23 protein-coding genes are annotated in these 17,738 nt (G+C 53.8%); 15 read left to right on the top strand and 8 right to left on the bottom strand.

Annotated features, from left to right (window positions below; translation table 11 throughout):
- Window positions 1-2 precede the first annotated feature (2 nt).
- Window positions 3-494 (bottom strand): TlpA family protein disulfide reductase, encoded by a 492-nt coding sequence (locus tag LBO03_01020; GenBank protein ID MDR3348183.1) that lies wholly within the window; start codon window positions 492-494, stop codon window positions 3-5.
- Window positions 495-765: 271 nt separating this feature from the next.
- Here LBO03_01020 and lgt point away from each other — a divergent pair, with 271 nt between their 5' ends.
- Window positions 766-1,560, top strand: a complete 795-nt coding sequence (gene lgt / locus LBO03_01015) for a prolipoprotein diacylglyceryl transferase (GenBank protein MDR3348182.1) — start codon at window positions 766-768, stop codon at window positions 1,558-1,560.
- A 65-nt stretch (window positions 1,561-1,625) separates the two neighbouring features.
- Here lgt and LBO03_01010 read toward each other — a convergent pair whose 3' ends face one another.
- Complete coding sequence (locus LBO03_01010) at window positions 1,626-2,009, bottom strand: RidA family protein (GenBank protein MDR3348181.1); 384 nt, start codon at window positions 2,007-2,009, stop codon at window positions 1,626-1,628.
- A gap of 317 nt (window positions 2,010-2,326) precedes the next feature.
- Here LBO03_01010 and LBO03_01005 point away from each other — a divergent pair, with 317 nt between their 5' ends.
- The 3 genes from LBO03_01005 to LBO03_00995 all read left to right on the top strand — a co-directional run bounded on the left by LBO03_01005 (window position 2,327) and on the right by LBO03_00995 (window position 3,871).
- Window positions 2,327-2,572: a TIGR03905 family TSCPD domain-containing protein gene (locus LBO03_01005; protein MDR3348180.1), complete on the top strand. Its 246-nt coding sequence runs from the start codon at window positions 2,327-2,329 to the stop codon at window positions 2,570-2,572.
- Window positions 2,573-2,661: 89 nt separating this feature from the next.
- A complete protein-coding gene (locus LBO03_01000) occupies window positions 2,662-3,612 on the top strand; it encodes a magnesium transporter CorA family protein (protein MDR3348179.1) in 951 nt (316 codons plus the stop codon).
- Window positions 3,613-3,643: 31 nt separating this feature from the next.
- Entirely contained in the window at window positions 3,644-3,871 is a 228-nt protein-coding gene (locus LBO03_00995; GenBank protein MDR3348178.1) for a hypothetical protein, read from the top strand.
- Window positions 3,872-3,919: 48 nt separating this feature from the next.
- On the opposite strand, the gene LBO03_00990 is transcribed toward LBO03_00995, so the two are convergent.
- The 3 genes from LBO03_00990 to LBO03_00980 form a co-directional block, all read right to left on the bottom strand.
- Complete coding sequence (locus LBO03_00990; protein ID MDR3348177.1) at window positions 3,920-4,378, bottom strand: universal stress protein; 459 nt, start codon at window positions 4,376-4,378, stop codon at window positions 3,920-3,922.
- Between the two features lie 138 nt (window positions 4,379-4,516).
- Window positions 4,517-6,193, bottom strand: a complete 1,677-nt coding sequence (gene ilvB, locus LBO03_00985) for a biosynthetic-type acetolactate synthase large subunit (protein ID MDR3348176.1) — start codon at window positions 6,191-6,193, stop codon at window positions 4,517-4,519.
- A 22-nt stretch (window positions 6,194-6,215) separates the two neighbouring features.
- Window positions 6,216-6,467 (bottom strand): hypothetical protein, encoded by a 252-nt coding sequence (locus LBO03_00980; GenBank protein ID MDR3348175.1) that lies wholly within the window; start codon window positions 6,465-6,467, stop codon window positions 6,216-6,218.
- 998 nt (window positions 6,468-7,465) lie between these two features.
- On the opposite strand from LBO03_00980, the gene LBO03_00975 reads away from it, so the two are divergent.
- Window positions 7,466-8,581, top strand: coding sequence for an HD-GYP domain-containing protein (locus LBO03_00975; protein ID MDR3348174.1), 1,116 nt, complete (start codon window positions 7,466-7,468; stop codon window positions 8,579-8,581).
- Window positions 8,582-8,635: 54 nt separating this feature from the next.
- On the opposite strand, the gene LBO03_00970 is transcribed toward LBO03_00975, so the two are convergent.
- Window positions 8,636-8,968, bottom strand: coding sequence for a helix-turn-helix domain-containing protein (locus LBO03_00970; protein MDR3348173.1), 333 nt, complete (start codon window positions 8,966-8,968; stop codon window positions 8,636-8,638).
- A 383-nt stretch (window positions 8,969-9,351) separates the two neighbouring features.
- Here LBO03_00970 and LBO03_00965 point away from each other — a divergent pair, with 383 nt between their 5' ends.
- From LBO03_00965 to LBO03_00950, 4 genes are read left to right on the top strand one after another with little or no spacing between them, the layout of a single operon-like run.
- A complete protein-coding gene (locus LBO03_00965) occupies window positions 9,352-9,528 on the top strand; it encodes a hypothetical protein (GenBank protein ID MDR3348172.1) in 177 nt (58 codons plus the stop codon).
- A gap of 15 nt (window positions 9,529-9,543) precedes the next feature.
- Window positions 9,544-9,957 (top strand): DUF4418 family protein, encoded by a 414-nt coding sequence (locus tag LBO03_00960; GenBank protein MDR3348171.1) that lies wholly within the window; start codon window positions 9,544-9,546, stop codon window positions 9,955-9,957.
- Between the two features lie 30 nt (window positions 9,958-9,987).
- Window positions 9,988-11,190 (top strand): hypothetical protein, encoded by a 1,203-nt coding sequence (locus LBO03_00955; protein MDR3348170.1) that lies wholly within the window; start codon window positions 9,988-9,990, stop codon window positions 11,188-11,190.
- 49 nt (window positions 11,191-11,239) lie between these two features.
- Complete coding sequence (locus tag LBO03_00950) at window positions 11,240-11,908, top strand: ATP-binding cassette domain-containing protein (protein MDR3348169.1); 669 nt, start codon at window positions 11,240-11,242, stop codon at window positions 11,906-11,908.
- Window positions 11,909-12,030: 122 nt separating this feature from the next.
- Here the strand turns inward: LBO03_00950 and groL are convergent, their stop codons facing one another.
- Both groL and groES read right to left on the bottom strand, forming a co-directional pair.
- Window positions 12,031-13,662 (bottom strand): chaperonin GroEL, encoded by a 1,632-nt coding sequence (gene groL / locus LBO03_00945; GenBank protein MDR3348168.1) that lies wholly within the window; start codon window positions 13,660-13,662, stop codon window positions 12,031-12,033.
- Window positions 13,663-13,704: 42 nt separating this feature from the next.
- Window positions 13,705-13,998, bottom strand: a complete 294-nt coding sequence (gene groES / locus LBO03_00940) for a co-chaperone GroES (protein ID MDR3348167.1) — start codon at window positions 13,996-13,998, stop codon at window positions 13,705-13,707.
- 311 nt (window positions 13,999-14,309) lie between these two features.
- Between groES and rpsB the strand changes: the two genes are divergently transcribed.
- From rpsB to LBO03_00910, 6 genes are all read left to right on the top strand, one after another.
- Window positions 14,310-15,059 carry a 30S ribosomal protein S2 gene (rpsB, locus tag LBO03_00935; GenBank protein ID MDR3348166.1) on the top strand — a complete coding sequence of 250 codons (750 nt, stop codon included), beginning with the start codon at window positions 14,310-14,312 and terminating at the stop codon, window positions 15,057-15,059.
- Window positions 15,060-15,121: 62 nt separating this feature from the next.
- Window positions 15,122-15,772: a translation elongation factor Ts gene (tsf, locus tag LBO03_00930; GenBank protein MDR3348165.1), complete on the top strand. Its 651-nt coding sequence runs from the start codon at window positions 15,122-15,124 to the stop codon at window positions 15,770-15,772.
- A 59-nt stretch (window positions 15,773-15,831) separates the two neighbouring features.
- A complete protein-coding gene (gene pyrH / locus LBO03_00925) occupies window positions 15,832-16,554 on the top strand; it encodes a UMP kinase (GenBank protein ID MDR3348164.1) in 723 nt (240 codons plus the stop codon).
- Window positions 16,555-16,557: 3 nt separating this feature from the next.
- Entirely contained in the window at window positions 16,558-17,121 is a 564-nt protein-coding gene (gene frr / locus LBO03_00920; GenBank protein ID MDR3348163.1) for a ribosome recycling factor, read from the top strand.
- Window positions 17,085-17,351: a hypothetical protein gene (locus LBO03_00915; protein ID MDR3348162.1), complete on the top strand. Its 267-nt coding sequence runs from the start codon at window positions 17,085-17,087 to the stop codon at window positions 17,349-17,351. Before frr ends, LBO03_00915 begins: the two co-directional genes overlap by 37 nt.
- Before the next feature lie 156 nt (window positions 17,352-17,507).
- On the top strand, window positions 17,508-17,672 hold the full coding sequence (locus tag LBO03_00910) for a 4Fe-4S binding protein (protein MDR3348161.1): 165 nt from the start codon (window positions 17,508-17,510) through the stop codon (window positions 17,670-17,672).
- The last annotated feature ends 66 nt before the right edge of the window (window positions 17,673-17,738 follow it).

Below are 17,738 nucleotides of genomic sequence, written 5' to 3'. Positions count from 1 at the left end.
CGTCAAATACCGGCAAGCGCGGCTTCCAATTCTTCTGCCGTAATCGCGCCGATTTTCCGAAAAATGATCTTTCCGTCGGCGCCGGCAATAATAGTGGTCGGAATGGCGGAGGTGTAAAGCATGTCGACCGCTTCGCCCCGCAGATCCAAAATGACCGGCATCGCCAAGTTGTTTCGCCGCATAAATTCTTCGACGGACTTGGACGGCTCGGCGTGATTTATAAGATACAACGCTATGTCCGGATTGTTTTTATGCTTGTCGTAAAAAGCTTGCAACTGCGGCATTTCCCCCCGGCAGGGTGGGCACCAGGAAGCCCACAGGTTGAGCACGCAGGCTTTTTTGCCTTGGAGCGGAAGGGTTACCGTGCCGCCGCCCAAAAGTTCAAAACTGCGCGCGCCAAGCACGTCGCCCACGTTCGCGGCGGCTTCCGCCGAATGGCTCGCCGCGCCGGCGAGCATGAAAATCAGTAAAAGGCTTAAAATTGTTTTTTTCACAATCAAACACACCCTTTTGAAAATTTAAAGGCCGCCAATAATCGCTTGCGGCTGCTGCGGCGAGAGGTTTTTATGTAGAAAAGCGGCGGGCGGGCATGGCCCGCCGTTAGGGGGCGCACAAGCGCCTTGCCATGTAAGGCGGAAAATTGCCTGATCGAGCGCCGCAATGGATTGTCGGCGAACCCCTTTATTTAAACTGAACATACAATCATTCGGCGGCCGGCAAACCTTTCGCCGGATGAAATGCCGTTCAATCAGCCTTGGAGGGCTTATGCACCAATATCTTTTCCATATTGGCGGGTTTCCTGTCCGTTCCTACGGGCTGGTACTTTGCCTGAGCATCATTCTCGCCACGGGGGCAGCTTATTTCCTGGCCAAACAGGACGGGCGCTGGCACGGGCACGTTCCCGACATGGGCATATACTGCGGGCTGGCCGGACTGGTCGGCGCAAGGCTATGGGATGTTTTTTTCTTTGACTGGGATTACTACAGTGGGCATCTCACCGAGATACCTTTTGTCTGGCAAGGCGGCATGGCCATACAGGGCGGCGTAATCTTCGGCGTGCTGATCGGCGTGGCGTACACAAAAACGCATAAAATCGACACTTGGGCCTTTGGCGACATAGTCGTTCCCGCCATCGTCCTCGGACAGGCGCTTGGGCGCTGCGCCAACCTGCTCAACGGCGACGCTTTCGGCGCGCCTACCGGCGGCGATTTCGGGATTGTCTATCCGGAAGGGACCCTGGCCCGGCAAGTTTATGGTGGGCAGCCGCTTTGGCCGGCGGAAGTCTGGGAAGGGCAGATCGACATAGCGATCTTCGCCCTGCTCCTTATCTTTCGTGCGCGCCGGCACGCCAAAGGGCAGGCTTTTATCCTGTACGCCGTGTTATATTCGCTGGCCCGGTTCTTTTTGGAGCATCTGCGCGGCGATTACGTCGAACCTTTGGCTTTGGGGCTGAAATCCGCGCAAATCACCAGCCTGGTCATTGTTGCCGCCGGCGCCTTTTTGTTCTTTTGGCGCGAGTGGAAAGAAAGGCAAACCGGCGCTTTGGCCGGCAAAAAATAATACTGCCGCCGGCAAAAACATGAACTGGCTTGATGATTCACGTGTACTCAGGCAAAAAGCGCGGTTCAGGACGGATAAGCGGCGATTATTTCTATTTCCACTTCCGCCCCCCGGGGCAGGCGGGCTGCCTGGACGCAGGATCTTGCGGGCGGCGCTTCTTTGAAATATTGCGCGTAAATATCGTTTACCGTTTTGAAATCGTCCATGTTGACGAGAAAAACCGTGCTTTTGACCACGTCGGCGAAAGAGAGTGCCTCGGCCGCCAATATTGACTTTATGTTTGCCAGTATCTGGTGCGTTTGCACGGGCACGCCGCCGTAAACTAAATCGCCTGTAACCGAATCGAGCGGTATTTGCCCGGAAACAAACAGAAAACCGTTTGCCTTGACCGCCTGCGAATAAGCGCCAATCGCTTGCGGCGCCCCTGGTGCGTTTATGATCTTTTTCATAAAAACCGACCTTTCGCTAAAATTAATGCCGCCGAAATGCCCATGTTTGAACGTCTTCAACCATGTCGCCGCCATTACCTTTATGGTAACAAAAAACAGGAAAAAGCGCAACCGCAACTGCCGGAAGGTCGCCCCCAATGAAAAATAGTGGTTTTTGCCGCATGTCCGGCAAGGATTTAGCGTGTTTCGCGTCGAAATAAAACGACAAAACTTATTCATTTCGCCGTCAAATGGCGCATACCCGGCTTCGCGCAAAGATTCCCGCCTTTGCCGCCGGGGATGCCGCCTTGCCGGTTTTTGCGGAGAGAAGGCCTGTCATGCCAACTTACAAATTAAACAATGTTTGCCCATCGCAGGTGGATTTTGTAATAGAAGGCAATTTGTTAAAAAAAGTTTTCTTTTACGGCGGCTGCCCCGGCAATCTAAAAGCGATTGCCGCGCTGGTCGAGGGGATGCCGGCCGACGAGGTGATCGCAAAGCTTGAAGGCATCCGTTGCGGCGCAAAAGAGACTTCTTGCGCCGATCAATTGGCCAAAGCGCTTAAAACCGAACTTGGCAAATAACGGCCGCTATCTGACGCCGGTCCGAGGCGCGGCGGGAAACGCCGCCCGAAATTGCCGTCACGGCAATGGTCGCGAGAGGAGGGGGAGCCATGATCAACATATATAAGACCGTGGGCACGCGCATTAAAGAACTGGATTTTGAAAACCGGGAAAAGGGCTGCTGGATAGATTTGCGCAACCCCACAAGCGACGAACTGGCGTTGACGGCGCAAAAAACTGGCGCAATGCTGGATTTTCTCATGGCGGCGACCGACGAGGAAGAAAGCGCCCGTATTGAGATCGAGTCCGATCAGGTGCTTATTTTGATTGACATACCTATTTTCCGCAGCAGCAAAGACTATGAAACGCTGCCTTTGGGCATCATCATAAAAGAAGACTGCTTTATCACCGTATGTTTGGAACCCAACGCGTTGATCGGCGAATTGGCCGCAGGCGCGCCCGGGCTTTTCGACACGGCGAAAAAAACCCGGTTCCTTTTTCAACTGCTGTTCAAATCCGCGACGCTCTATCTCAAATATATCCGCAACATCAATAAACGCACAGATGAACTGGAAAGCCATCTGCGCAAATCCATGGAAAACGACGAACTGTTTAAATTGCTTGACTTAGAAAAAAGCCTAACTTACTTTTCCGCTTCGCTGCGCGGCAATTACATACTGACGGAAAGGCTGCTGCGCCTGCGCGCCACCAAACAGCTTTCGCAGCTCATCCGCATATTTGAGGAAGACGAAGATCTCTTGGAAGACGTCATCGTCGAATATAAACAAGCCATCGACATGGTGGAAATGTACATGCGCATACTCAGTTCCATGATGGAAGTTTTCGCCAGCATCATTTCCAACAACTTAAATATTGTCATGAAATTCCTGGCGGCCATGACGATCACTATGGCCGTGCCGACAATGATCGCCAGTTTTTGGGGCATGAACGTGCCCGTGCCCTTAGCCGGGGCGCCGCAGGGCTTTGCCATAGTTTGCGCCATTGCCTTTGCCATAGCGCTTGTTACCGCCTGCCTGCTTTGGAAAAAGCGCCTGTTTTGACTGCCGTCGGCGCGTTGGGGAAGGATGAACGATGAGCAACCATATTACAAAGGAAAAACTCGCCGCCGGGGTCGTTTTCGGCGATACCGCCAACAACGACTACATTTACATGCCCGGCGGGGAGATCGGCTGCGCCCGGCCGGTATGCGTAATGGAAAGAGGCTCCGCCCGCGAGGAACTGTCTATGGACGAAGCGGCGGAAAAAGTCATGAAACTAAGCCTCAAACCTTTAAATCTGCCTCCTTTCGGCAAAAAGTAACCCAAAGGGGCAAGAACGCGCAATCATCCTGGATCGGTCTTTCTTCCGTCATTTTCCCGTCTTTTTGTCGCATTTTACGATCAACACGGGAACATTGGCGTATTGGGAAACGTTTGAGCTGACGCTCCCTAAGACAAATTCGGCTATGCCGGAAAGCCCGCGCGAGCCGATCACGATCGCGTCGCAGCCTGTTTCGCTCGCTATTTTCAATATGCGCTCCGAGGGATGCCCGGTCTCTAGTTTTGTCGCTACTTTGACGGAATAAGGCGCGAGTTTTTCTTTAGCCGCCGCGAGGACGGATTCGGCGTTCTTTTTCAGATCGTCCATTTGCATTGCCAACAGGCCGCTGTCTATGGGCAAAGCAAGCAAACTGGCGTTGTAAAAAGGCTGGACAATATGGGCGACCAAGAGTTCGCTTTCAAATTTCGCGCCGATTTCGGCCGCGTATTTCAGCGCCTGCCAGGATGGTTCCGACCCGTCTACCGGCACGAGTATTTTCCTTAACATAATTTTCCCTCCCGAAAACAAATTCCGCAAGCGTCCGCCTTGCCTGTCTTAACTTCTGCAACCACCGTCAAAATCCTGCGCGGCCGCCGCCTGCGAACACTTGCCCGTGCGGGCAAAGGCGCAAATGGCCGCCGGAAGTCATTTGCCCGCTTTAAATTCGACAAATTCGTCAATGGCCGCTCCCGGCGCAACCATAGGTTTTACCATGGCGTCCGGGCAAATGGAAAGCTCAAGCAGAAAAGGTTGCCGAGCGGCTTTAGCTTCCACCAACGCCGCCAGGAATTCTTCGCGGCTGCCGGCCTTTCTGCCTTTTGCCCCGCAGGAATCGGCGAATTTCACAAAGTCAAAATATTCCAACAAAGTGGAGGAAAAGCGCTTGTTAAAAAATAGTTCCTGCCATTGTTTCACCATGCCAAGCACATGGTTGTTCAAAACTATGCTGATGATGGGCAGTTTTTCGTTTACTGCGGTAAAAAGCTCCATCCCGGTCATCTTAAATCCGCCGTCGCCGGCGATTTGCACCACCCGCGCCCGCGGTTTGGCGATCTGCGCGCCCACGGCCGCCGGCATGGAAAAACCCATCGTGCCGCTGCCGCCAGAGGTTATATGAGTGCGCGGCTCCATAATGCAAAGGGCCTGCGCCGCCCACATCTGATTTTGCCCCACGTCGGTAACGAAGATTACTTCCTCGTCCTGGAAAGCCTTGTTGATTTCCCTTAAAATCCAGTAAGGGTTGAAGTCGCCTTCGTCGCTATACGCGTGTTCTTCCCGCCATTTTGCTATTTGTTCCCACCAACGCGAAATGTCCGGGCGCACTTCCACTTCCGCCGCCAAGGCGGCCATGGAGTTTGACAGATTGGCAACGATCGGCAGGGCGACGGTTACATTTTTGTCCATTTCCGAAGGGTCTATGTCAAATTGGATGATCTTTTTGCTTTTTACGTACCGGGAACGGTCGCCGGTTACGCGCTCGCTAAAACGGCTGCCAACGACGACGATGACATCCGAATTGCTTACGGCCAGATTGGCCGCCTTTTGGCCGTGCATCCCGCTCATGCCCAGAAATTGCGGATGGCTGCCCGGAAAAGCTCCCAGCCCCATTAGAGTGCTGACGACCGGCATGCCGGTTTTGCCGGCCAATTCACGGATTGCCCAGCTGCAGCCGGCCTGTATCGCCCCGCCGCCTACCATAAGCACCGGGCGCTCGGCCCGGCAGATGAGGCCGGCCGCCGCCTTGACCGCCGACAGGTCAAAAGGCAGGTCTTCTTCCTCTATGTCCATTTCCGCCGCGTTGCCCTCTTCGTCCCAATCAATCAAAGCCCTTTGTATGTCGCTCGGAATGTCGATCAATACCGGCGCCATGCGCCCGCTGCGGGCGACCGCGAAAGCCTCGCGCAAAGTGCCGGCCAAATCCTCCGGCCGCAAAACGACCGCGCTGTATTTGGTTACGGCAAGGGAAACGCTGACTATGTCCACTTCCTGAAAAGAGTCGCGGCCGATCTGGGGGGTAGGCACCTGCCCGCAAATGACGACTAGCGGAATGGAATCGAGGTAGGCCGTAGCCAAGCCGGTAACTATGTTGGTTGCGCCCGGGCCGGAAGTAACGATGCAGACGCCCGTGCGCCCGCTCACGCGGGCATAACCGTCCGCCGCGTGTATGGCGCCTTGCTCGTGCACGGGCAGCACTTTCCTGAGCGGAGCATCATAGAGCGCGTCATAGAGCGGTATGACCTGCCCGCCCGGATAACCGAAAACCGTGTCCACGCCCTGTTCCAAAAGTATATTCACAATGACCTGCGCGCCTGTGATTTTCATTCCATCTCTCCTTGCGCCGTCGTCAGACAGCCAGCGAAACTTCTTCTTTCAAAAGGCTTACGTCCATGACCAGTATCTGTTTTTGCAGGAGTTTAATCAGACGAAGCGGCGATTCCTGACAGTCCAGCAACAAAAACAGTTCCAGCGCGGTATCGTCCGCGACCGGCTGCAAAGTGAGTTTTTTCAGCGCGCAGCTTTGCCGCGCCGTTATGCGCAGAACGCGCGGCAAAGCGGTAGATTCGTTTCTGGTTGTGATTCTTAGTTCGACTGTCATTAAAATCACCTCGAAAAATAATAATCAGGCGTCACATCCTAAGCCGGCACGCTCCCGCTGGGCCCTTATTTTATCGTTTGCGGCATGCTGCGGCGAGAAATTTTTCCGCGTGGCATAATGCGATGTTTCTGTCTGCCGATTGCCCCCTGCGGGGGCAATCGGCGTTTCAGGCGGAAAAACATTCGGCGCTGCGCCGCAACAGACAGTTATAAATTTCCCCAAGCGCCCCGCTATCCCAAAGAGAGCGGGAAATCCGGCCGCCACAGCAGCATAGCCCGTTGATTCCGAGCCGGACATTGAAAACGCCCCTGCCCTTTAAGGACAGGGGCGCTCAAAAGCTCGGTACCACCCTGGTTTGTCGCTAAACGACGATCTGCAAACCGTCCCCGCGATAACGTGCGGGCAACGCATCAGGCTACTGGACGCGCGTTCGCCTATGAGTTCATGGGTGATCCAGCCGGCCGCCCCGCGCGCCGGTTTTCAGCTGCCCCGGCTCTCTATGGCTTAGCGCGAACCGCATATTCCCAATCATCACTTTTAAATAACATTAAATTGAAAAATGATTGGCTCCAATCAATTATATTACTAAGTATTATCGCATTTTTCCATACAACTGTCAAGCAGCATGACGAACTGGACACACTTTGTTAATTATTATGTGGTAGCAAGATAATTTTGTGTTATAATAGTGGTATCTGCATTAAAAAAAGAATATTGCGATACGCCGCCCTTTGTGCCGCGGCAAATGTTGCTTGGATTACAAAGCGGCAGGCAAGGACTTTGCCTTTTTGCCCAGGGGAATCTCTAATGGCCGCTTGGATATGCGGCGGCGAGCAGGTATCGTCCGCCCATTCGGGGACGGCGCAAGCGCCGGGTTTACTGCGGAAGGCAAATTTTCGGCGGCATGGACGGAAAAACATCCGGCGCCGCAGTGGATTGTTGGGAAGTTCCCTCAACATGAACTTTATGTTCATCTTTATCGAAACGGAGGTTAATCCATGGGGATAAAAAGAGTAACCGTTGACAGCCTGAAAGTTGGAATGATGCTGGCTGAACCGATCGTGATAAGAAACAACATCATTCAAAACAGCGAGGAACCATTGTCGGCGGACGCGCTCCGGCAAGTGCGGGATTATGGCAAACTTTTTTCTTTGAGCATATTGTTTCCCGACAACGACAAACAATCGGATGTTTCCGCCAAAGACGACGATATTTCCGATTTTTCTTTTGGCAAGCGCAATATTGAAGATTATACGACGGAAGAAAAAAAAGTCGTCATAGAAAAATATGTGGGGACGGTCTCTTACGTTAAAAATGTTTTTGACATAGCCAACCAATTCAACACTATTTCCCTTGACGATGTCATGAGCATGGCCAAAAGCACCGTTGACGGCCTCCTTGACAACTATTCCCTTGTGCACGTGATGAAGAACCTGCGCGGCCGGGATGATTACACTTACCAACATTCCGTGAACGTCGGCGTCCTGGCCGGCATTATCGGGCGCTGGCTTAAAATGGACGAAATCCAGATCGACACCCTTGTCCTGGCGGGAATGATGCATGACATAGGCAAGGCAAAAATTCCCAAAGAAATAGTAAACAAGCCGGGCAAACTGGATGCCGCCGAATTTGAGCTGATGAAGCAGCACACGGTAGAAGGCTACAAAATTTTGACCAATGTGGACGGCATCCCGGAAGATGTCCGGCTGTCCGCGTTGCAGCATCACGAACGGATTGACGGCAGCGGTTATCCGCTTGGGCTGAAAGCCGAATCCATACGCGACTTTTCAAAAATAATAGCGGTTGCCGACACTTACGATGCCGTAACCACCGACCGCGTCTACCAGCCCAAACGTCCGCCGCTGGCCGTTATGGAAATACTTGACGATGAAATGTTCAAAAAGATGGACGCGCGCAGTTGTTTGTCCATGTTAGTGCAGATACGCGACTCCCTGCAAGGCAAGCGCGTTGTTTTGAAAAACGGCGAAAGCGGCACCATTGTGTTCGTCGGCAAACATGGGACGGACGATCTGGTCGTCAGGACGGACAAAGGGCGCAGCATCAACATCGGCAAAAGCAATTACCATAAAGAAATCAGCAAATACCTCGGGTAAAGAACCCCGCGTCCGCGTAAGCGCGGACGCGGGGTTTTCAAATATGGCGCCGGCTCAAAAGTGTCGACGCCCAAACGCTTGATAAACGGCGCTTGCAACATCCTTTTTCATTTTTGCCCGCTTGCGAATTGCCGGGCATTGTTCTTTCGGCTTGCGCCCGGGTTTCCGTTTCCCCGTGCGCGTTGGCTTGTGGCCGCCATCCGGGATGGCCCAAGCATTTCCGAATTTCGGCGCGCTTTCAATCTTGCCGTTTTTGCAAAGCCATTGAACTTGGCGCGCAGACACGTTCCAACGCGCCGCCATTTCTTCCGCTTTGACATATCCGTCCATCTCGTCCCTCCAACGTCCAAATGCGTCATTGCCGCTATTATGTTCGTTTATGCGCAAAAATCAGGCGCATGGCTGGCTGTTTACAAAAAATTTACAAATTCGCCGCGAACAAACTTGGAAAGCGGCCTCGGCAAAATGGGAATTTTAGAAGTTCCTTATTGACAAAAGGGAAAAAATCGCCTACAATAAAACATACTAAATATATAAATATGATATATTTTAGCCGATTAGAAATCTAAAGGCTGGATGTAACGCGCATATCCGGCCTTTTGCGTTTTTCCGGACATAAAACGCGCCCGCATAAGAATGCGGGAGATTTGGAGCCGGACGCGCCTTGCCGTACAAAGCCGGGCGGAAAATACGCCCCCAAACAGCGCGTTCAACAATGGCGCGGACATGCCCTGGCTTGGCGCCAAGAGAAAAAAAGGAGGCGATTGTTGATGAAAATCGAAAAGTATTTCTTTTCCGGGCTGCTCATTTTGCTTGCCGGCATTTTGATCTTGTACGGCGGTTACAACCGCCCCGGTTTCAAAACTTTGCCGGACGGGGCAGCCCGGCACACAAACGGCGCGCCCGCCGCGGCGCCGCTTCCGCACGCGGCCGGCGGGCACAAATGAAAGGATGGCATGGCAATGAATAAGGTGTATAAAGGACTGTCGGCATTTTCTCTTTTGATCAGTTTGTGGCTGCTGGCCATAGCGCGCCTTTTCCCGATCTGTTCCGGGCTTGGCAACGGCCGGCCCATGCCTTGCCATTATACTTATCAGGCAGTGTTCCTGTTCGCTTTGCTGGCGGCGATCGCGTCTTTGGGCCTTTTCGCCCTGCGCACGGACGAAGCGAAGGCCGCGGCCGGATTTTTTGTTTTCGCCGTCGGCGTGTTTATATTGGCTTTGCCGCAAAGCTGGGCGTCAGGCATTTGCGCGCACGGCGGCTCTTGCGCGAAAACCGCTTTTTTCTCGAACATCGGCGCGGCCGCTTTGGCGGCCAGCGGCGCGTTTCTATGTTTTTCGCGCCTGCGGATGCTAAGGCTTCGTTCTGAAGGTTAGCCGCCCTAATGTTAAAAAAGGAGCTTGGTCATGTGGCCATTGATTTTTAAAAACCTGCTGCACCGCAAACTGCAAAATGTTTCGCTCGCTTTGTCCGTGGCCGCCGGCATTGCCATCCTTTTTTGCGTGGCCAACATTATGAAGGGCGTCGATGAAGGCCTGCGCGTTTTAACGGAACGCATGGGCGCCGATATCATCGTCGTGCCGGGCGGAGTGGAAATGGAATACGGCGGCATGTATCTTTTCAGCGGCGCCACGGTCAACCGCTACATGCCCGCGGACACCGCGGCCAATCTGGCCCGGATACCCGGCGTGGCTCGCGCCAGCCAGCAGTTCTTCACGCATACCCTGGCTGCCGACTGCCACGACATAGGAAACGAAAACCGCATGTTGGGCTACGACCCGGCAAGCGACTGGATAGTAAAGCCCTGGCTGAAAAAAATAAACAAGGCGCAGCTCGCCGCCAACGAGGTGATTTTAGGCGCCAGCGTCCCTACCTGGACGCAGGACAAAATTTCCATACTGGGCAAATGGTACAACATTGTCGCCGTCGCGGAAAAAACCGGCGCGTCTTTGGACAAATCGCTGTTTGTCAGCATGGCGGAGGCCAGGCGCGTAGCCAGGGAAAGCCCCATGCTCGCCCCGGTCTGGCAAAAAGCGGGCGACCCGGAGGGGCTTATTTCTGCTGTTTTGCTAAAAACCGCTCCCCAAGCCGACATTAATCTTATTGTGGAAAGAATACAAAACGAAGGCTATTTAAAGACGATCGTCGCATCCCAGGCAAAAGAACAGATAATAAAACAATTTACGGCTCTGGGGCTGCTTTTGGCCGGAACCGGGGCGATAGCGGCTTTATGCGCCATTTTCCACCTTTTCGCCCGGTTTTGTTCCATGATCGTTGAGCGGCAGGCGGAATGGGGCCTTTACATGGCGCTGGGGGCGTCCGCCGGCGACCTGTCCCGGCTGGTGCTGGGAGAGGCGGCGGCCGTTACCGCCTGCGGGGCTTTGCTCGGGTTGCCGCTGGGCGGGATACTTTATCTGGGCGGGCTGGCCGTGCTGGAAAATTATCAGCAGTTCCCTTTCGCCCAACCATCGGCGGCGTTTATGGCTGCGGCGGCGGCCGCGCTCACGTTGGGCGTCTTTGCTTTCAGCATGTTGTCGGCCTGGCTGCCGGCTTTGCGGCTAAACAGCGTTGAGCCGGGCGTGGTTATGACCCGCGGCGAATTCGACTGACGGCGGCTCGCGCCGGGAAGCTTTAAATGTCTTGCGCAGGAGGGGCGCTTTGGCCATTTTAGAATTAATGAACGTAACAAAAAAATACGGCAGCGACGTAATTTTGTCCGATGCCAGCTTCGCGCTCGCGCCGGGGACTTCTTTGGCGATAACGGGCGAATCGGGCGGCGGCAAGACCACCCTTTTGTCCCTCGCCGGTTTGTTGCAGGACGCCAGCTCCGGGCGGATAATGCTGGACGGGCGCGAAACGGCGCAAGCCACGAAGGCGGAAAAAGCGAAACTCAGGGGGAATTATTACGGGTTCATATTCCAAAGGGCCAGGCTGGTAAACTCCCTGAACGCCCTGGAAAATGTCCTTGCGCCCGTCCGTTTTATACGGCGGGGCAAAGACAGCGGGCAAAAAGCGCGGGCTTTGTTGGCGGCGCTAGGGCTTGAGGGCAAAATGCACTGCCGCCCGCAGGAACTTAGCCTGGGGCAGTTGCGGCGGGTAGCGCTGGCCAGGGCGCTTTTGACCAATCCCCCCATCTTGCTCGCCGACGAGCCGACTAACGACCTTGACCAGGAAAACGCGCGCATCGTTTCCGAACAATTGTTTTTAGCCTGCGCCGGGGGCAGCGCCGCCATTATCGTCACGCACGACTGCCGTCTGGCCGAAAGCTGCGATAGATGGCTCCATCTGAAGCAGGGCGCTTTGCAAGAAAAAAAGCGCCCCTTGTAACGCGGCCGGCCTGCTTGTCCGGGAAAAATATTCAGCGGGAGCGATCGCTCCCGCTGAATTAAGTTTTGCTCAAGCGCAAAATGCTTTTTGCGGCAACAGCCGTTTGGCGATTGCGGCAAATGCTACATCATGCCGCCCATGCCGCCCATGCCGCCCATGCCGCCGCCGGGGAGGGGCGCCTCTTTCGCCGGTTTGTCGGCGACGAGGCTTTCGGTGGTCAGGATCATCGCCGCAATGCTGGCGGCGTTTTGCAAAGCGGAACGGGTAACCTTTGCCGGATCCACTATGCCGGCTTCAATCATGTTTTCGTATTTTTCGGTCAGGACGTTAAAGCCTACGCCCTTGCCTTTGACTTTCAGATTGGCTACGACCACCGAGCCTTCCATGCCGGCGTTGTTGGCGATTTGGCGCACGGGTTCTTCAATGGCGCGGTATACGATGTCTACGCCGGTTTTTTCGTCCCCGGACGCTTTGATTTTTTCCAGGGCCGGCTGTATGTCGATAAGGGTTACGCCGCCGCCGGCGACAATGCCCTCTTCCACCGCCGCCCGCGTAGCGTTCAGCGCGTCTTCTATGCGCAGTTTCTTTTCTTTGAGTTCAACTTCGGTGGCGGCGCCGACTTTGATCACGGCCACGCCGCCGGACAGTTTGGCAAGCCTTTCCTGAAGTTTCTCCCGGTCAAAATCGGAAGTGGTTTCTTCTATCTGGAGGCGGATCTGCCCGATGCGGGCGGTGATCAATTTCTTTTCGCCGGAACCGTCGACGATCGTCGTAAGTTCTTTGGTTACGCGTACCTGGCGGGCACGGCCAAGGTCGGCAATGTCCACGCTGTCAAGTTTGCGGCCGACTTCTTCGGAGATGACCGTGCCGCCGGTCAGGATGGAAATGTCTTCGAGCATGGCCTTTCTCCTGTCGCCGAAACCGGGCGCTTTTACCGCCACGGCCTTGAAGGTGCCGCGCAGTTTGTTGACGACAAGGGTGGCCAAAGCCTCGCCTTCGACGTCTTCGGCAATAATCAGCAGTTCGCGGCCTTGCTGCACGACTTTTTCCAGCACGGGCAGAAGGTCGTTGATGACGTTTATTTTGCGGTCGGTAATCAAAATGTAAGGCTCGCTGAGCACCGCTTCCATCTTGTCAGGATCGGTGGCCATGTAGGGGGAGATGTAGCCGCGGTCAAATTGCATCCCTTCTACTGTTTCCAGTTCCGTGCCCATGGTTTTTGATTCCTCGACGGTGATGACGCCGTCTTTGCCGACTTTGTCCATAGCGTCGGCAATCAGGCCGCCAATCTCCTCGTCGGAGGCCGATATGGAAGCGACCTGGGCGATGGCGTCTTTGGAATCCACCTTTTTGGCGACATCTTTTATTTCGGCGACCAAAATGTCCACGGCTTTTTGTATGCCGCGCTTCAATACCATCGGGTTTGCGCCCGCGGCAACATTTTTCATGCCTTCGCGCACCATGGCCTGCGCCAGGAGAGTGGCGGTGGTAGTGCCATCGCCCGCTACGTCGTTGGTTTTGGTGGCCACTTCTTTGACCAATTGCGCGCCCATATTTTCAAAAGGATCTTCCAATTCTATCTCACGGGCGATAGTTACGCCATCGTTGGTGATGGACGGAGCGCCAAACTTTTTGTCCAATACGACATTGCGCCCCTTGGGGCCGAGCGTTACCTTTACGACGTCGGCGAGGGCGTTCACGCCGCGCTCAAGCGAGCGGCGGGCTTCCTCATTGAATGCAATCTGTTTTGCCATATTAATTTACCTCCAAATTTTTACGTTTTATATTTTTGTCAACTATTCGACGACAGCGAGAATATCGCGTTCGCTTAAAATCAGGTATTCTTTTTCGTCTACCTTGACTTCCGTCCCGGCGTATTTGGAAAAAATAACTTTGTCGCCCGCCTTGACGTCTATGGGGACCCTTTGCCCGTTTTCCAGTATCTTGCCCGAACCGGCGGCGATTATTTTTCCTTCCTGCGGTTTTTCTTTCGCCGAATCCGGCAATACGATCCCGCTTTTAGTTTTCTCCTCTTTGGCCAGAACTTCGATGATGACTCTGTCCGCAAGTGGTTTTAGTGTTTTTGACATTGTCTACTACCTCCTGATTGATATCTTTCTTTAATTGTTAGCACTCATCAACATTGAGTGCTAATCCATTTACTATAATACAGAAAAGTTTTTTAAAAATCAACCCCCCTTTGAAAATAATTTAAGGGAACGGAAGAATCCATTGCCCTTCCTTGTCCGTCTGCCGTCCTTTTTGCCCCTTGCCCCATATTTTATTGGACTTTTATCGTCGGTTTGTGCTATAATGCCTCTTGATGTACAAAACACACGCAAGTTTTTTTCATCCTGTGCCGGATTTACATGGCTTGCGGAGGAAAAACAGGAGGGCAAAAATGGCTATTATTTCAATGAAGCAACTGCTGGAGGCGGGGGTTCACTTCGGGCATCAGACAAGGCGCTGGAACCCCAAAATGGCGCCCTATATTTTTACGGAGCGCAACGGCATCTACATTATCGATTTGCAAAAAACCGTAAGAAAGATTGAGGAAGCGTATAATTTTATGCGTTCGGTTTCCGCCGACGGCAAAAGCGTGCTTTTTGTCGGCACGAAAAAACAGGCGCAGGAAGCGGTGCGCGAGGAAGCTTCGCGCTGCAACATGTTTTTTGTGAACGAAAGATGGCTGGGCGGCATGCTCACCAATTATCAAACTATCCAGAAGCGGATAAACCATCTCAGGCAATTGGAAAAAATGGAAAGCGACGGGACGTTTGACGTCCTGCCGAAAAAAGAGGTGCTTACGTTAAGGCACGAAATGGCGCGCCTGACCAAGTTCCTCGCCGGGATAAAGGAAATGGGCAAACTGCCGGGCGCGCTCTTTGTCGTGGATCCGCGCAAAGAAAGGATCGCCGTGCTGGAAGCGCGCAAGCTCAAAATCCCGATTGTCGGCATTGTCGATACAAATTGCGATCCGGACGAGATAGATCATGTCATACCCGCCAATGACGATGCGATCCGGGCGGTCAAATTGCTTACGGCGAAAATGGCCGATGCGGTTTTGGAAGGAAGGCAAGGCATGCAGCTGCGCGACCTGCCGGCCGGCGGCGCTCCGGACGCCAGCGCCGACGAGGAAGCGGCGGTCTGATAATTTTGTCTGACTAATGATCTTGATAATGATCTTGAACGATTTTGGGGAGGAAACAGTTTATGATAACAGCCGCTATGGTTAAGCAACTGCGCGAGATTACCGGCGCGGGCATGATGGATTGCAAAAAAGCCCTGGCCGAAACTGACGGCAATATAGAAAAGGCCATTGACCTGCTCAGAGAAAAAGGGCTGGCGGCGGCGGCGAAAAAGGCCGGCCGCATCGCGAGCGAAGGCGCGGTGGAAGCTTATATCCACGGCGGCGGCAGGCTCGGCGTATTGGTCGAGGTAAATTGCGAAACTGATTTTGTGGCCAAGACAAGCGATTTCAAGACTTTAGTCAAAGATATCGCCATGCAGATAGCGGCCGCCAACCCGCTTTATCTTAACCGGGAAGAAGTGCCCGAGGGCATATTGGAACACGAGCGCGATATACTGCGCGCGCAGGCGCGTAACGATGGCAAACCCGAAAAAATCATTGAAAAGATGGTTGAAGGGCGCATCGAAAAATATTACAGGGAAGTGTGTTTGCTGGAGCAACCGTTCGTGAAGGACGAGGACAAGACTATAAACCAGCTGCTTACCGAGAATATCGCTAAAATCGGGGAAAACATTTCCATCCGCCGCTTCGTGCGTTACCAGCTGGGCGAGGGCATAGAGAAAAAAAGCGCCGATTTTGCCGCCGAAGTCATGGCGTTTGTAAAAAAAGACTGAAAAAAGGGAACACGCCGTGTTCCCTTTTTATAACAATTACCGTGTTGGGAGGGACGGCCATGACAAAAAGCGCGTTTCGCCGGATTGTGCTCAAATTAAGCGGCGAGGCCCTGACCGGTAAACGAGGCTACGGCATAGACCCCGAAATCGTGGAGGCGATAGCCGCCCAGATACGGGAAGTGAACCGCAGCGGCATAGAAATAGCCGTCGTAAACGGCGGCGGCAACATCTGGCGCGGACTTTCCGGCAGTTCTCAGGGCATGGACAGGGCATCGGCCGATTATATGGGGATGCTGGCCACGGTCATCAATTCGCTTGCGCTGCAGGACGCCTTGGAGTCTTTAGGCGTTGTTACGAGGGTGCAGACCGCCATAGAAATGCGGCAGATAGCGGAACCGTATATCAGGCGCCGCGCTATCAGGCACCTTGAAAAAAGGCGCGTCGTCATTTTTGCCGCCGGCACAGGCAACCCGTATTTTTCCACCGATACGACGGCGGCGCTCCGGGCGGCGGAAATAGAGGCGGACGCCATACTCATGGGCAAGACCAATGTTGACGGCGTATACGACTGCGATCCGCAGGCCAATCGGAACGCGGTCAAGTTCAGCCGCCTTCCTTATCTGGAAGTGATAAAGCGCGGCCTGGCCGTTATGGATTCCACAGCGGTCAGCCTTTGCATGGACAACAAAATACCTATCATCGTGTTCAATATAGACCGGCCCGGCAATATATTGAGGGTTGCAAACGGCGAAGAAATTGGTACAATTATAGAAGGGGGATAAATCATGGGCAGCATTTCCGAAATTCAATCAGACCATGAAGGCAGGATGAAAAAGGCCATTGACATACTGCGTTCCGATTACGCCTCAATCAGGGCGGGCAGAGCCACGCCCGCGCTCTTGGACAAGATTACGGTCGATTATTACGGGACGCCCGCCCCGATAAACCAAGTAGCCAACATTTCAGTGCCGGAACCGCGAGCGATAGTCATCCAGCCTTGGGAAAAAAACCTGCTGAAAAATATCGAAAAAGCGATTTTGAAATCAGACCTCGGCTTGAACCCCAATAATGACGGGGCGATTATCAGGCTGGCCATTCCGCAGCTCACCGAACAGAGGCGGCAGGAAATAGTAAAAATAGTCAAGAAAAAATGCGAGGAATGCAAGGTTGCCATCAGAAACATGCGGCGCGACGCCAATGATATAATCAAAAAAGAGGAAAAGGACAAGGCGGTTTCAGAGGACGAGGCCAAAAAGGCCCAGGAAGCCATGCAAAAAATCACCGACAAATATGTTAAAGAAGCGGATCAAATATGCCAGCAGAAAGAAAAAGAAGTGATGGAAGTCTGACGGCGGAAAGCCCCGATCTTTTGGCCCTTACTTTTCAAGAGGCCAAGGAGCGCCTTGAAGCGGCCGGACGCCCTTATGCCGCCGGCAGGACGTTGGCGCCTTTTGCGCGCGCCGGCGGGCCAACCGAGCAATATGTGGCCAATCTTAAAATTGCCCGGGACGGGACGGTAGAGCTTCTGCTCTGCGACAAACCGGCGCGGGAAGCTGTCCGCCGCAGCGCCGGCGATTGACGGGAAGACCTTTGCGGGCGCCATGGGCGGGGCCAGTCCGGCGGTTTCCGGCATACATAAAAGATTTGAATATAGGGGGCTTTCGGGGAAACGGAGAATATAAATTCCTTGTCCTTGGAGTCCCGTGGCGAAATTAAGACAAGGAGGTGTTAAATTATGGCATATAAAATCAACAGCAGTTGCGTGGGTTGCGGCGCTTGCGCTTCAACTTGCCCGGTGGAAGCGATAAAAGAAGGCTCGCCTTATGTAATCGGCGATTCTTGCGTAGAATGTGGCGCTTGCGCCGCCGGCTGCCCGGTAGGCGCCATCGAGGCGCCCTGACCGGCGCGTGTTTTGTCTGCCCCCCTTCTTTGGCGGAGGGGGGCGTATCTTTATGGACGACAGGGG

The organism is Acidaminococcales bacterium, from assembly GCA_031290885.1.
Taxonomy (GTDB): Bacteria; Bacillota; Negativicutes; order Acidaminococcales; family JAISLQ01; genus JAISLQ01.
Note: the sequence above shows the minus strand (reverse complement) of the source record. Positions and strands in the feature narration are given on the sequence as shown.

Excerpts from the sequence above, each read along its gene's own strand:
- rpsB (MDR3348166.1), top strand. The coding sequence starts at position 14,310 with ATGGCTATTATTTCAATGAAGCAACTGCTGGAGGCGGGGGTTCACTTC.
- tsf (MDR3348165.1), top strand. The coding sequence starts at position 15,122 with ATGATAACAGCCGCTATGGTTAAGCAACTGCGCGAGATTACCGGCGCG.
- LBO03_00915 (MDR3348162.1), top strand. The coding sequence starts at position 17,085 with ATGCCAGCAGAAAGAAAAAGAAGTGATGGAAGTCTGACGGCGGAAAGC.
- LBO03_00910 (MDR3348161.1), top strand. The coding sequence starts at position 17,508 with ATGGCATATAAAATCAACAGCAGTTGCGTGGGTTGCGGCGCTTGCGCT.
- LBO03_00955 (MDR3348170.1), top strand. The coding sequence starts at position 9,988 with ATGTGGCCATTGATTTTTAAAAACCTGCTGCACCGCAAACTGCAAAAT.
- groL (MDR3348168.1), bottom strand. The coding sequence starts at position 13,662 with ATGGCAAAACAGATTGCATTCAATGAGGAAGCCCGCCGCTCGCTTGAG.
- LBO03_00960 (MDR3348171.1), top strand. The coding sequence starts at position 9,544 with ATGAATAAGGTGTATAAAGGACTGTCGGCATTTTCTCTTTTGATCAGT.
- LBO03_00990 (MDR3348177.1), bottom strand. The coding sequence starts at position 4,378 with ATGTTAAGGAAAATACTCGTGCCGGTAGACGGGTCGGAACCATCCTGG.
- LBO03_00980 (MDR3348175.1), bottom strand. The coding sequence starts at position 6,467 with ATGACAGTCGAACTAAGAATCACAACCAGAAACGAATCTACCGCTTTG.
- lgt (MDR3348182.1), top strand. The coding sequence starts at position 766 with ATGCACCAATATCTTTTCCATATTGGCGGGTTTCCTGTCCGTTCCTAC.
- LBO03_01005 (MDR3348180.1), top strand. The coding sequence starts at position 2,327 with ATGCCAACTTACAAATTAAACAATGTTTGCCCATCGCAGGTGGATTTT.
- pyrH (MDR3348164.1), top strand. The coding sequence starts at position 15,832 with ATGACAAAAAGCGCGTTTCGCCGGATTGTGCTCAAATTAAGCGGCGAG.
- LBO03_01000 (MDR3348179.1), top strand. The coding sequence starts at position 2,662 with ATGATCAACATATATAAGACCGTGGGCACGCGCATTAAAGAACTGGAT.
- LBO03_01010 (MDR3348181.1), bottom strand. The coding sequence starts at position 2,009 with ATGAAAAAGATCATAAACGCACCAGGGGCGCCGCAAGCGATTGGCGCT.
- LBO03_00995 (MDR3348178.1), top strand. The coding sequence starts at position 3,644 with ATGAGCAACCATATTACAAAGGAAAAACTCGCCGCCGGGGTCGTTTTC.
- groES (MDR3348167.1), bottom strand. The coding sequence starts at position 13,998 with ATGTCAAAAACACTAAAACCACTTGCGGACAGAGTCATCATCGAAGTT.
- LBO03_00965 (MDR3348172.1), top strand. The coding sequence starts at position 9,352 with ATGAAAATCGAAAAGTATTTCTTTTCCGGGCTGCTCATTTTGCTTGCC.
- LBO03_00975 (MDR3348174.1), top strand. The coding sequence starts at position 7,466 with ATGGGGATAAAAAGAGTAACCGTTGACAGCCTGAAAGTTGGAATGATG.
- frr (MDR3348163.1), top strand. The coding sequence starts at position 16,558 with ATGGGCAGCATTTCCGAAATTCAATCAGACCATGAAGGCAGGATGAAA.
- ilvB (MDR3348176.1), bottom strand. The coding sequence starts at position 6,193 with ATGAAAATCACAGGCGCGCAGGTCATTGTGAATATACTTTTGGAACAG.